The 12,778-nt window shown below is 60.3% G+C and carries 12 protein-coding genes; 6 read left to right on the top strand and 6 right to left on the bottom strand.

All coding sequences use genetic code 11. The annotated features are described in order from the left end of the window. Positions 1-24 precede the first annotated feature (24 nt). Entirely contained in the window at positions 25-480 is a 456-nt protein-coding gene (locus RHP74_RS01375) for a YiiD C-terminal domain-containing protein (RefSeq protein WP_010464706.1), read from the top strand. A 170-nt stretch (positions 481-650) separates the two neighbouring features. Here RHP74_RS01375 and cysQ read toward each other — a convergent pair whose 3' ends face one another. Then, positions 651-1,478: a 3'(2'),5'-bisphosphate nucleotidase CysQ gene (cysQ, locus tag RHP74_RS01370; RefSeq protein ID WP_311097348.1), complete on the bottom strand. Its 828-nt coding sequence runs from the start codon at positions 1,476-1,478 to the stop codon at positions 651-653. Further along, complete coding sequence (nudE, locus tag RHP74_RS01365) at positions 1,475-2,041, bottom strand: ADP compounds hydrolase NudE (protein ID WP_311097346.1); 567 nt, start codon at positions 2,039-2,041, stop codon at positions 1,475-1,477. Before nudE ends, cysQ begins: the two co-directional genes overlap by 4 nt. A gap of 90 nt (positions 2,042-2,131) precedes the next feature. On the opposite strand from nudE, the gene yrfG reads away from it, so the two are divergent. Next, positions 2,132-2,794: a GMP/IMP nucleotidase gene (gene yrfG / locus RHP74_RS01360; protein WP_010464712.1), complete on the top strand. Its 663-nt coding sequence runs from the start codon at positions 2,132-2,134 to the stop codon at positions 2,792-2,794. Between the two features lie 124 nt (positions 2,795-2,918). Here the strand turns inward: yrfG and lysM are convergent, their stop codons facing one another. Beyond that, positions 2,919-3,359: a peptidoglycan-binding protein LysM gene (gene lysM / locus RHP74_RS01355; protein ID WP_102593431.1), complete on the bottom strand. Its 441-nt coding sequence runs from the start codon at positions 3,357-3,359 to the stop codon at positions 2,919-2,921. A gap of 137 nt (positions 3,360-3,496) precedes the next feature. On the opposite strand from lysM, the gene RHP74_RS01350 reads away from it, so the two are divergent. The 4 genes from RHP74_RS01350 (at position 3,497) to RHP74_RS01335 (ending at position 8,509) form a co-directional block, all read left to right on the top strand. Continuing rightward, a complete protein-coding gene (locus RHP74_RS01350) occupies positions 3,497-4,384 on the top strand; it encodes a LysR family transcriptional regulator (protein WP_077747512.1) in 888 nt (295 codons plus the stop codon). A 93-nt stretch (positions 4,385-4,477) separates the two neighbouring features. Next, entirely contained in the window at positions 4,478-5,317 is an 840-nt protein-coding gene (fdhD, locus tag RHP74_RS01345) for a formate dehydrogenase accessory sulfurtransferase FdhD (RefSeq protein WP_077747511.1), read from the top strand. Next, positions 5,314-7,662 carry an FdhF/YdeP family oxidoreductase gene (locus tag RHP74_RS01340; protein WP_311097340.1) on the top strand — a complete coding sequence of 783 codons (2,349 nt, stop codon included), beginning with the start codon at positions 5,314-5,316 and terminating at the stop codon, positions 7,660-7,662. Before fdhD ends, RHP74_RS01340 begins: the two co-directional genes overlap by 4 nt. A gap of 358 nt (positions 7,663-8,020) precedes the next feature. After that, on the top strand, positions 8,021-8,509 hold the full coding sequence (locus RHP74_RS01335) for a glycine zipper domain-containing protein (RefSeq protein WP_311097338.1): 489 nt from the start codon (positions 8,021-8,023) through the stop codon (positions 8,507-8,509). Between the two features lie 68 nt (positions 8,510-8,577). Here RHP74_RS01335 and RHP74_RS01330 read toward each other — a convergent pair whose 3' ends face one another. The 3 genes from RHP74_RS01330 to RHP74_RS01320 all read right to left on the bottom strand — a co-directional run bounded on the left by RHP74_RS01330 (position 8,578) and on the right by RHP74_RS01320 (position 12,575). Further along, positions 8,578-9,009: a thioesterase family protein gene (locus tag RHP74_RS01330; RefSeq protein ID WP_311097337.1), complete on the bottom strand. Its 432-nt coding sequence runs from the start codon at positions 9,007-9,009 to the stop codon at positions 8,578-8,580. Between the two features lie 173 nt (positions 9,010-9,182). Further along, positions 9,183-10,409, bottom strand: coding sequence for a 3-hydroxyacyl-CoA dehydrogenase NAD-binding domain-containing protein (locus tag RHP74_RS01325; RefSeq protein ID WP_311097335.1), 1,227 nt, complete (start codon positions 10,407-10,409; stop codon positions 9,183-9,185). Positions 10,410-10,640: 231 nt separating this feature from the next. Next, positions 10,641-12,575: an ATP-dependent DNA helicase RecQ gene (locus RHP74_RS01320; RefSeq protein WP_311097333.1), complete on the bottom strand. Its 1,935-nt coding sequence runs from the start codon at positions 12,573-12,575 to the stop codon at positions 10,641-10,643. Positions 12,576-12,778: the final 203 nt, after the last annotated feature.

Below are 12,778 nucleotides of genomic sequence, written 5' to 3'. Positions count from 1 at the left end.
CATCTTTAAAAAAGAGACCCGTGAATGAGCCGCGACAGTCGTCACCTGGAATCAGTCCTCCACCGCGATATTCCGTTGACCCGGGACATGGGCCTCAAAGTGCTCGACTGGCACGACCAGCAACTGCGACTGCACTTGCCGCTGGAGGCCAACGTCAATCACAAAAGCACCATGTTCGGCGGCAGCCTGTACTGCGGCGCGGTGCTGGCAGGTTGGGGCTGGCTGCATTTGCGCTTGCACGAAGAAGGGATTGAAGGCGGGCACATTGTGATTCAGGAAGGGCACATCACTTATCCGCTGCCGGTGACCATGGACGCGATTGCGATTTGCCAGGCGCCGAGCGCCGTGGTGTGGAAGAAGTTTTTGGCGATGTATCAGCGCTATGGACGGGCGCGGCTGGCGTTGCATTCGCGGATCGTCAATGCCGATAGTGATGAGGATGCGGTGAGGTTTACCGGGCAGTACGTCTTGCACCGGTAAAGACACAAAACCTGTGGCGAGGGAGCTTGCTCCCGCCGGCCGGTCCGCGCTCGGGCGCAGCAGTCGCACATCAGGCAGCCGGGTTTAACTGATGCTGCGCGGAGTCTAGGTTTTGGGGCCGCTTCGCAGCCCAGCGGGAGCAAGCTCCCTCGCCACAGGTTTGGGTGAACTCAGGATCGGGCCAGTTCCAGTAACTTCTCTCGCCACGCAGCCTTCGCCGGCAGCGCCAGAAAAAACTCATTCAACAGCGATTCCCGCGCCGGATAACAAAAAGGCTTCCCGCTCAAATCCAGCACTTCACCACCCGCCCCTTCCAGCACACCTTGGGCCGCCGCCGTGTCCCACTGCGAGGTCGGCGCCAGGCGCGGATAACAATCCGCCGCGCCTTCCGCCAGCAAACAGAACTTCAACGAACTGCCGATATTAGCCAGTTGCAACTCACCCAGACTGGCGCTCAAACCGGCCAGCAAACGTTCCTGCTCAGGACTCGAATGCCGGCGGCTGGCGACCACGGTAAACGCCTCACCCGCAGCAGGAACCTCCCGAACCTGAATCGGCAACGCCTCGGCACCTTTATCACCGCGCCACGCGCCCAGACCGGCACCACCGACATAAAACCGCCCGTTGGTCGGCATCGACACCACGCCAAACACCACCCGGCCCTCCTCGATCAGCGCGATGTTGACGGTGAACTCTTCGCTGCCGGAGATGAACTCCTTGGTCCCGTCCAACGGGTCCACCAGCCACCAACGCTGCCAGCCGGCTCGCACGCTTTGGGGAATGTTGGCGTCTTCTTCGGACAGCACCGGAATACTCGGGTCCAGTGCCGTCAGTCCGTCCAGGATCAGATGGTGGGCGGCCAGATCGGCTGCGGTGACGGGCGAATCGTCAGCCTTGGCGGTCACCGCCGTGCCGATGCGCCAGAACGGCAAAATCGCTTCGCCAGCCTTCAGCGCCAGCTCAATCACAGGCGCCATCAATGGATGCGGGAACGTCATGGCAGAAACACCCCTCGCTGAGTCAGCAGATCACGGGCCAGATACAGCGCCGCCAAGGCACGGCCCTCAGTGAATCGCGGGTTCTGCGCCAGGGATGAGAGCTCGCCCAGGTTGATCTTGTCCACGCCCATCGGCTCGGGCTCGTCGCCCTCCAGGCGCTCTTCGTACAGATCGGTGGCCAGCACCACCTGGATCTTCTGGCTCATGTAACCGGGCGATAACGACAACTCGGTCAGGTGCTCCAGTTGCCGCGCGCCATACCCGGCCTCTTCCTTGAGTTCGCGCTCGGCCGCCGCCAGCACGTCCTCGCCCGGCTCGATCAAGCCTTTGGGCAACGACAGCTCATAAGCATCGGTGCCGCCACAATACTCTTCGACCAGCACGGCATGATCCGCATCGAGCATCGCCACGATCATCACCGCGCCATAGCCGGCGCCTTTGCCGACCAAGCGCTCGTAGGTGCGCTCCACGCCATTGGAAAAGCGCAGCTTCAGCTCCTCGACGCAGAACAAACGGCTGGTGGCGACGATCTCGCGGGCGAGTACGGTGGGTTTCTGGCGCATGAAAGGCTCCTTGGCGTAAGCGGGTTACTATACCCGGCCTATCCTGATTGTTGACCTCGGATATCTTTTTTACCGCTGGAGAAGTTTTTTATGTCCCTGCTGCCCTGGCGCGACATTGACACCGTTCTGCTGGATATGGACGGCACGCTGCTGGACCTGCACTACGACAACCATTTCTGGATGGAGCACCTGCCTCAGCGTTATGCCGAGCTGCACGGGGTCAGCCGGGCCATGGCCGAGATGGAATTGCAGCCGCTGTTCGAACGCAACGCCGGCCAATTGCAGTGGTATTGCCTGGATTTCTGGAGCGCCGAGCTGAAACTGCCGGTGCGCGAACTGAAACTGGAAACCGCCCACCTGATCGCCCTGCGACCGGATGCGGACACGTTTCTGGCGGCGATCAAACAGGCGGGCAAGCGCGTGGTGATGATCACCAATGCGCACCGTGATTCGCTGTCATTGAAACTGGAACGGATTGAACTGGCGCCCTACTTCGAGCGGTTGATCAGCTCACATGACTATGGTTTTCCCAAGGAGAATCCGCAGTTCTGGGAGGCGTTGCAGGCCGACATCGGTTTCGACCCGGCGCGCAGCCTGTTTATCGACGATACGTTGCCGATCCTGCGCAGTGCGCAGAGTTTTGGGGTGGCGCACCTGTTGGCGGTGAGTGAGCCGGACAGTCGCAAAGGGCCGAAGGACACGGCGGAGTTTGCGGCGGTGGGGGATTATCGGGAGCTTATTGCAGGGCTTTAGACCTTATCGCCTGCTTCGCGGGCAACCCTCGCTCCTACAGGGTTTGCGTCGTGCACAAAACCTGTAGGAGCGAGCGATGCGGCGTTCCGACTTGCCCGCGAAGGCCATCAAACGGACTTAAGGATTACTCAGGAATCCGCAACGTCTGCCCCGGATAGATCTTGTCCGGATGCTTGAGCATCGGTTTGTTGGCGTCGAAGATTTTTTGATACTTGTTGGCATCGCCATACACGCGCAAGGAAATAGCGCTGAGGGTGTCGCCCTTCACGACGGTGACAAACTTTGCGGCCACTACCACCGGCCCGGTCACGGTCATCTGATCGTCCACACTGCCAACTCCAGCGATATTGCCCACCGCCAGCAGAATCTTTTCCTTCTCTTCCTGGCTGCCCACATCACCGGTGACGGTGACTTTGTCGCCGTCCACCGTAGCCTGCACATTCGGGTTACCCAGGCCGACCTTGCTGATGTGTTCCTTCAACTGCTCACTGGCATTGGCGTTGCCCGGTGTCAGTAGATCGATAAGTTTTTCGCCTGCTTCTTTCACAAAGCTAAAAATACTCATGGTGCACGCTCCTTGGGTTTAGGGTTCCAGACGCAAAAGACTAGACCAAGCTTGAACCCCCCGGTTCCAACCCGACCAATGACGCTGATCCGGCACAAGCGCTAGAATCCCGACCTTCACCGCGCCCTGGAGCGAAGATGGACATCAAGCAGCTGAAATTCCTCATCGCCCTCGACGAAACCCGCCACTTCGGCCAGGCCGCGGCGCGCTGCCATATTACCCAGCCGACCCTGTCCATGCGCCTGCGCAGCCTCGAAGAAGAGCTCGACCTGCCGTTGGTCAATCGCGGCCAGCGCTTCGAAGGCTTCACCGCGCCGGGCGAGCGCGTGTTGGCGTGGGCACGGACGGTGCTGGCGGCCTACGACGGCTTGCAGGCCGAGGCCGCCGCCTGTCGCGGCAATCTGGTCGGTACGCTGCGGTTGGGCGTGGTGCCGCTGTCGAGTTTCGATCCGCTGCCGTTGATGCAACGCCTGCATGCCGAACACCCGAACCTGCGCTTTGAACTCTCAGCCCTGAGCTCCGAACAAATCCTCGAACAACTGGCGAACAATCGCCTGGACCTCGGCGTGTCTTACCTGGAGCGACTGGACAACGAGCGTTTCGACTCCCTGGCCTTCAGCGAAACCCGCATGGGCCTGCTCTACGATCAGCGCTTCTTCAGCTTCGGCGAGGCGCCGTTGAGTTGGGAGTCCTTGATCGAGTTGCCCTTGGGCATGCTCACCAGCGGCATGCACTTTCGCCAGTCCATCGATCACAACTTCCACAGCCGCGGCCTGACACCCCAGCCGCTTCTGCAAACCGACGCGGTCCACCAATTGTTACAAGGGGTGCACGGCGGCCTCTGCTGCGCGGTGATGCCGTTGGATGGCGGCCTGGAAAACCTCACCGATCACTTGCGTCTGCAACCCATCGAAAACGCCAAGACCCTTGCCCGGCTTGGGCTGATCATGCGTCGCAGCGCTCCGCGTTCGGCGCTGGCCGAAGCCTGCTTTGCGATCTATCAGAAATCGCTGACAGCTTCTTGATCGACGTCATCTATCGGCAGATCAGTAATAACGATTAGACGCGACATGTTGACGCGCCTAGGCTTAAAGCTGACTAAACCGTCGGTGATGCCCATGAAAGCCAAGCGCCCTGCCTGCGCGGCGCCCGCCTCTGAAGCGCCCGCACCCGCCGCCAGCCAGACCTACAGTTACAGCGACCTTCAACAAACCGAATCGGCCAGCACCGCGCTCGCCGAAGAAGTCGCGTTGGCGATCGCTTATAACGGCATCAGTCAGGCGGTGATGCTGGTAACGCCGACAGACCTTGAAGACTTCATCGTCGGTTTCAGCCTCGGCAGCGGCATCATCGAAGCCGCCTCTGACATCTATGACTTGCAACTCAGCGGCTCGGGCTCGGCGCAGTACGCGCAAGTGACCATCGCCAACCGCGCGTTCTGGAACCTCAAGCAGCAGCGTCGGCAAATGGCCGGCACCAGCGGCTGCGGGCTCTGCGGCGTGGAAGCGGTTGAACAGGCGTTGCCAGACCTCAAGGTATTGCCCGGCGCCCCATTGCCCCCCGCCGAATGGCTCGATGGCTTGCGCCAGCGCATCGGTGCGTTCCAGCCTCTTGGTCAGTACTCCGGCGCGGTGCATGCGGCGGTGTTCATGAACGGTCAGGGGGAATTACTGCTGGGCCGTGAAGACATCGGCCGGCATAACGCCCTCGACAAACTGATTGGCGGGCTCATCCGCCAGAAGATCCCGACTGAAGGCGGTCTGGCGATTGTCACCAGCCGTTGCAGCCTCGAATTGATTCAAAAAGTATTGCGCGCCGGCATCCAGACCCTCGTCAGCCTGTCGTCGCCCACGGGCCTTGCCGTGCAATGGGCCCGTCGCCACAACCTCAACCTCATCCATCTGCCCCAGAAGAATGCGCCGCGGGTCTACAGCCCGGCATTGGAGAATCAAGCGTGAGTCAACACCGTCAAGCCGACCAGAAACCCGTCCCTCGCTACAAGCCCTACAAAGGCCCGGCCGGTGGCTGGGGCGCACTGGCCAGCGTTGCCCGGGCCTGGTTGACCAGTGACAACGCGCTGAAAAACCTGCGCATGATGCTCAAAACCAACAAGAACGGCGGGTTCGACTGCCCCGGTTGCGCCTGGGGCGATTCCAACGAAGCCGGCATGGTGGCGTTCTGCGAGAACGGCGCCAAAGCGGTGAACTGGGAAGCGACCAAACGGCGTGTCGACGGCGCTTTCTTTGCTAAACACAGCGTCAGTTCGTTGCTGGAACAGAGCGACTATTGGCTGGAGTATCAGGGTCGCCTGACCGAGCCATTAAGCTATGACGCCGAAACTGATCGCTACAAGCCGATCAGCTGGGAAGCGGCGTTCGCCTTGATCGCCAAACATTTGCAGGGCCTGTCGAGCCCGAATCAGGCCGAGTTCTACACCTCGGGCCGCGCCAGCAACGAAGCGGCGTACCTCTATCAATTGTTCGTGCGCACCTACGGCACCAACAACTTCCCCGACTGCTCGAACATGTGCCACGAGGCCAGCGGCGTGGCGTTGGCGCAAAGTGTCGGTGTCGGCAAAGGCACCGTGACCTTCGACGACTTCGAACACGCCGACGCGATTTTTGTCTGGGGCCAGAACCCGGGCACCAACCATCCGCGGATGCTCGAACCTTTGCGCGAAGCCGTGAAACGCGGCGCGCAGGTGGTCTGTATCAACCCGTTGAAAGAGCGGGGCCTGGAACGCTTCCAGCACCCGCAGCACCCGATCGAAATGCTCACCAACGGCGACAAGCCGACCAACACCGCCTACTTCCGCCCGGCGCTGGGCGGCGATATGGCGGTGCTGCGTGGCATGGCGAAATTCCTGCTGCAATGGGAGCGCGACGCGCAGAAGGCGGGTGAGCCGGCCGTGTTCGACCACGATTTCCTCAATGAGCACAGCGTCAACGTCCTGGAGTACCTGGGCACCGTCAACGACACTTCCTGGGAGCAGATCGTCGAGCAGTCCGGCCTGCCCCTGGTGGAAATCGAGCAAGCGGCGCGCATGTACGCCAAAGGCAAGAACGTCATCATGTGCTGGGCCATGGGCATCACCCAGCACCGCCACTCAGTGGCAACCATCCAGGAAATCGCCAACCTGATGCTGCTGCGCGGCAACATCGGCCGGCCGGGCGCCGGCCTGTGCCCGGTGCGTGGCCACAGTAACGTGCAGGGTGACCGGACGATGGGCATCAACGAACGTCCGCCGGTGGCGTTCCTCGATTCCCTGGAGCGGCGCTTCCAGTTCAAGGTGCCGCGTGAAAACGGTCATAACGTGGTCGAGGCGATTCATGCCATGGCCGAAGGCCGCGCCAAAGTCTTTATCGGTCTGGGTGGCAACTTCGCCCAGGCGACCCCGGACAGCCCGCGCACCTTCCAGGCCCTGAGCAATTGCGACCTGACCGTGCAGATCAGCACCAAGCTCAACCGCAGCCATTTGGCCCACGGTAAAGATGCGCTGATTCTGCCGTGCCTGGGCCGTACCGACATCGATATCCAGGCCGAAGGCGCGCAAGCGGTGACCGTCGAAGATTCGTTCAGCATGGTCCACGCCTCCAACGGCCAGTTGCAGGCCCTGTCGAACCAGATGCGCTCGGAGCCTTGGATCATCGCCGGCATCGCTGCCGCAACCCTGGGCAGCAGACCGGTGGACTGGAACTGGCTCGTGGCCGATTACAGCCGCATTCGCGATCTGATCGCCGATACCATTCCGGGCTTTCGCGACTTCAACGAGAAGATCAAGAATCCGGGCGGTTTCTACCTCGGCAACAGCGCCGGTGCACGCAGGTGGAACACCCCGTCCGGGCGCGCCAATTTCCGCCCGAACGCCCTGCCCAAGGACCTGGTGCACGAACGCACCCGCGCCACGGGCGTGTTGCCGGACCTGATCATGCAATCGATGCGTTCTCACGATCAGTACAACACCACGATTTATGGGCTGGATGACCGTTACCGTGGCGTGAAGGGTCAGCGGGATGTGTTGTTCGTCAATGAAGCGGACATCATTCGCCTGGGGTTCAAGCCTGGGCAGAAGGCTGACATCGTTTCGATCTGGGATGATGGACGTGAGCGTCGAGTGAAGGGCTTTACGCTGCTGGCGTTTGATATTCCTGCAGGGCAGGCGGCTGCTTACTATCCAGAAGTGAATCCGCTGGTGCCGCTGGAAAGCACCGGGGATGGCAGCCATACGCCAACGTCGAAGTTTGTGGCGATCCGTCTGGAAATGGCGAGTGAGACCGGGTTGATTTTGGCCAAGTCGGCTTAACGGGACGGCAGGTCTGGCCTCTTCGCGGGCAAGCCTCGCTCCTACAGGATCGGTGTCTTACGCATTTTTTTGTACATGACACGAATCCTGTAGGAGCGAGGCTTGCCCGCGAAGGCGTCCGACATGACAACACATGATCGGGCCCCTTTCGGTACTTTCCAATCGCCCACAAAAAAGGCCGCTTTTTCACAAAAACGGCCTATCCGAAGTAGCTAAAGACCGGCGAAAAACCGTTAAGTTCCGCCCAAAAAACAGCAACTTATAGAAATGTGCTCAAGTCGTGTTACTCGTCGGATTTCGATTGTCACAACCCCGACACAGCCTCAGGATCGCGCCGTCATCCCCTTGAGGTTCCTCTATGAAGTTCTCCTCGATTCTCTTGTTGTCCCTTGGCCTGGTCAGTGGCTTCGCTTCTGCCGGAGGCACCACCGAAGCAGGTGTGGGCGGCGCATTGGGCGGGGTTCTTGGCTCGGTCGTCGGTCAGTCGCTTGGCGGTAATACGGGTTCCACCATTGGCGCGGCCTTGGGCGGCGCGGGTGGTAGCGCAGTCGGCGCAGACAAACGCAGCCGTGGCGAAGCCGCCATTGGTGGTGCGTTGGGCGCAGCAGGCGGTAACGTGGTCGGCCGCAGCATGGGCGGCACCACCGGCAGCCTGATCGGCTCCGCAGCAGGCGGCGGCGCCGGTGGCGCGCTGGGTAACTACATGGGCAACAAGAGCGATGAAGACGAAGATCGTCGCTCCTATCGCGGCGGCCGTGATGATCGTCGCTACTACCGTGACGGCCACCCGGGCCGAGGTCATGCCTACGGTCATCGCAAACATAAGAAGCACTATCGTCATCATTGAGGCCTGAACGGCTTCGCTGACCGATAGATAAAAAATCGCAGCCCAAGGGCTGCGATTTTTTTTGTCCGTCAAACCACCAGACGCTCCAATGCACCACGCAATCTGGCAGGGATCGCCACCGGCTGATTCGACGTCCGATCCACAAACACATGCACGAAGCGCCCCGCCGCGCAGGCCTCGTCTTCCCCGGCCTTGAATACCGCCAGTTCGTACTGCACCGAGCTGTTACCCAACTTGCCCACCCGCAGACCGATCTCGATCCGCTCCGGAAAGGCGATGGAGGCGAAATAATCGCAAGACGAACTCACCACAAAACCCACCACCTCGCCGTCATGGATATCCAGGCCGCCGACTTCGATCAGGTAGGTGTTCACTGCCGTGTCGAAGAAGCTGTAGTAAGTAACGTTGTTGACGTGACCGTAGGCGTCGTTGTCGTGCCAGCGGGTGGTGATGGGCTGGAAGTGCGGGTAGTCGGTGCGTTGGGGCATCGGGTTGGACATCGTGTCGATTCCTGGAGTTGGATTGCCAGTCTAAGGCGAATACCGCGCTGTATTCATCGCGAGCAGGCTCGCTCCCACATTTGATCTTCTGTGAACACAGAATTTGTGGGCGACCGAGATCCCTTGTGGGAGCGAGCCTGCTCGCGAAAGCGCCGGCACAGGCGCTGCATCAATTACTTGTCAGCAAACCCTTTACCCATCAACTCCAACTCACCAATCAACCGCGCCGGCTTCCAGTGATCGCCCTGGCGAGCCTCCAGCGCCATCAAACGCTGATGAATATCCGCCAGCCCTTGCTGATCCGCCCACGCCATTGGCCCGCCCTTGTCCGCCGGGAAGCCATAACCGTTGAGGTACACCAGATCAATGTCGTGCGCCGACCCCGCAATACCTTCCTGAAGGATCTTCGCGCCTTCATTGACCAGTGCCAGAAGACAGCGCTCAAGAATCTCCTCAGGGCTTATCTCCCGACGCTGGAAGCCAAGCCCTTCGCTAACACTTAGCACCAGCGCATCGACTTCAGGATCGTGTTCTGCCTGTCGACTGCCCGGCTCATAGTGGTAATAGCCATTGCCGCTCTTCTGACCAAATCGCCCCAGTTCGCACAGACGGTTATCCACCTGAACCTCAGGCGCATCCTGGCCTGTGCCTGCCAGTTCCCGAGCCCGCCATCCCAGGTCGACGCCCACCACGTCGTACATGCGAAACGGCCCCATGGCAAAACCGAAGCCTTGCAACGCCGCATCCACCTGATAGGGATAAGCGCCCTCAAGCAGCATCTTGCGCGCTTCAAGCACGTAGGTATTGAGCATGCGGTTGCCGATGAAACCCTCACAGTTGCCCGCCACCACGCTGACCTTGCCCATGCGCGTGCCCAGCTCCAGCGCCGCATCGAGTACGGCGGGCGAAGTCTTCGCACCGCGAACGATTTCCAGCAATTTCATGATGTGCGCCGGGCTGAAGAAGTGCAGCCCCAGGACCTGAGCCGGACGGTGAGTCGCCGCGGCGATGGCGTCGATATCCAGAGCTGAAGTGTTGCTGGCCAGAATGGCTTCGGGTTTGAGCAGCCCGTCCAGTTCGCGAAAGATCTTTTGCTTGAGCTCAAGGTTTTCGTAAACCGCTTCGATCACCAGGTCAACCTCGCGGATCGCCGCATAATCAGCCGCTGCCGTGACCCGAGCGATGCGCGCATCCGCCTCGGCCTGATCGATGCGACCCTGGCGCACATTGTGCGCGTAGGTGTCCGCCACGGTAATCAGCGCCTGTTCCAGCATCTGCGAGTTGTTATCGACCCATTGGACCGGCACCCCGGCATTGGCCAGGCACATGACAATGCCACGGCCCATGGTGCCCGCACCAATCACGGCGGCGCGCTGAATGTTGAACGGTGTCTGGCTCATGTTTGCTCTCTTGTTGGCGATCCAAAGACAGTCCTCACCATAGTCAGCCGCTGGGCATTTTTGAAATTTATTCCTGTGATGAGCAACATTCAGCGGATGGATCTACCTCAGCCAGACACTGGAGCCCCCTGTAGGAGTGAGCCTGCTCGCGATGGCGTTAGTACATTCAACAACGACAGCGGCTGACAATCCGCTATCGCGAGCAGGCTCACTCCTACAGGGGGGCGCAGTTCAGCCTGCGAGATGTTGTTCAGCCCACTCCCGCACGTCGGCATACGGATAGTTTTCCAGCGCCGCAAATCCCGATATCGAACGCGCCTTGAGCTTGGTAAACAGCGGCACGCTGATCCCGCACAAAAATCGCGTTACGCGTTCAGCCGACGGCACATTGCCGGTGTGCTGTTCATGCCTGTTGATAAAATCACCGCACAGCGCTTCAAAGTTTTTATCCACAAGCGCCGGCAATTCCGGCGGCGATGGCAGCCGCGCCACGTGCCCATGACACACCGAACAATGTCCACACTGACGAGGCGCGTTTTCATCGCCGAAGTACTCGGCCAGGCGATAGCCCAGGCAGTGGTCGGTGGCAAACAGATCCAGCATCGCGTGAATCCGAGCAATCTCGGTACGTTCGTGCTGGGTGAAATAGGCGTGCAGTTCGGCGCTCAGTGCCTGACTGTCGACATTCGCTTGCAGCAGGCTGTAGACCTCGGTCATCTGCTTGCTTTCCAGCTCGACCCAGCCTTTCTCCTGGAAATAATCCAGCGCCTTGACCACCCGGTTACGCTCGGCCTGATGCTGTTCATAGAGCGCGTCGAAATTCACCGTAGCCCAAGTCCGCGCACGGCTGGAAGTCTGGATGATGGCTCCAACGAAGTCTCTTCGCTCGCCCTCGAAGCGGGCCAGCAAGGCTTCCGGCTCTTGCAGATACTTGAAGCGGTATTCGGCGTAATAGGCGTAACGCGGGGCAATCAAGCCACGCAGCTCGAGTTGCACCAGCAAAGTCTTGAGCGGCAACTGGCGAATGTTGCTCTGGTCCGACAAGGGCCCCAACAGAAACTCCCACTGCCCCTCTGGCGCGGCAGCTTGCATCTCATCGAGCACACAACGAATGCCGTCCAGTTCCGGCGTGTCGCCGTAGACGAAGTTTTCCAGCACGTTGAGGCTGTCGCGATTGGCCAGCACAAGGCAGTCGGACGTTTGCCCGTCACGCCCGGCACGGCCGATTTCCTGGCTGTAGTTTTCGATGGATTTGGGCAGGTCGAAATGCACGACGTTGCGGATATCGCTCTTATCGATCCCCATCCCGAAGGCAATGGTGGCGACGATGCAATTGGACTGCCCGCCCATGAACCGTTTTTGAATGGCTTCGCGTTGTTCGTGGGGCAAACCGGCGTGATAGGCCTCGGCCTGTATGCCGTTACGGCCCAGGTGTTCGGCGATGTGCTCGGCGGTTTTTTGCAGGGTGACGTAGACGATACTCGGCTGGCCCGGTCGTTCGCTCATCCATTCGACCAGACGTCGGCGCTTGTCCTGACCGCGTACCGGCTCGACCAGCAGATTGAGGTTCGGCCTGTAGAAACCGGTGGTCACCACGTCTTCGGGTGCGATGGCGAATTTGGCCTCCATGTCCGCGATCACTTTGGGCGTCGCAGTGGCGGTCAGCAGCAGCGCCTGCGGAATGTTGAACTGGCGCTGGTAGTCGGGAAGCTTGAGATAGTCGGGACGGAAATTGTGGCCCCACTCCGAGATGCAGTGCGCCTCGTCCACCACCAACAACGAGATGGGCACCTGCTGCAGGAAATTGCGAAAGCGCTCGTTCTTCAGGCGCTCCACAGAGATCATCAAAATCTTCAGTTCGCCGGACCTGGCCCGGGCCATCACATCACTTGCGTCGTCCCGACTCTGGGCCGAATCGATGCTGCCCGCCGCAATACCGTGGCGCTGCAAGAAGGCCAACTGATCTTGCATCAACGCCAGCAGTGGCGAGACCACCAGCGTCAGGTGCGGCAGCAAAAGCGCCGGCAATTGATAACAAAGGGACTTGCCCGAGCCGGTGGGGAAAATCGCCGCTGCCGAACGCCCGGCCAACACCGCGCTGACCGCCGCCTCCTGGCCGGGTCGAAACTGTGGATAACCGAAAACCTGTTCCAGGGTGTTGTGCATAAGCTGTCACTCCGTTGACCGCTGCGAAGCCCAAAGCCTAGCCGGCAAACGCAGCGAGTCGAGAAAAGGTCGGGGACCAAAACGATACGGGATGATACAGCGGATGCAACCTGGACACGGCAAGGCATGAGGGTTGGGCAGCGTTCAGATCGCTATCGCGAGCAGGCCCACTCCTAAGGGAAATGCATTTCAAAATAATGTGG

The organism is Pseudomonas sp. SG20052 (assembly GCF_031766055.1).
Lineage (GTDB): Bacteria > Pseudomonadota > Gammaproteobacteria > Pseudomonadales > Pseudomonadaceae > Aquipseudomonas > Aquipseudomonas mandelii.
Note: the sequence above shows the minus strand (reverse complement) of the source record. Positions and strands in the feature narration are given on the sequence as shown.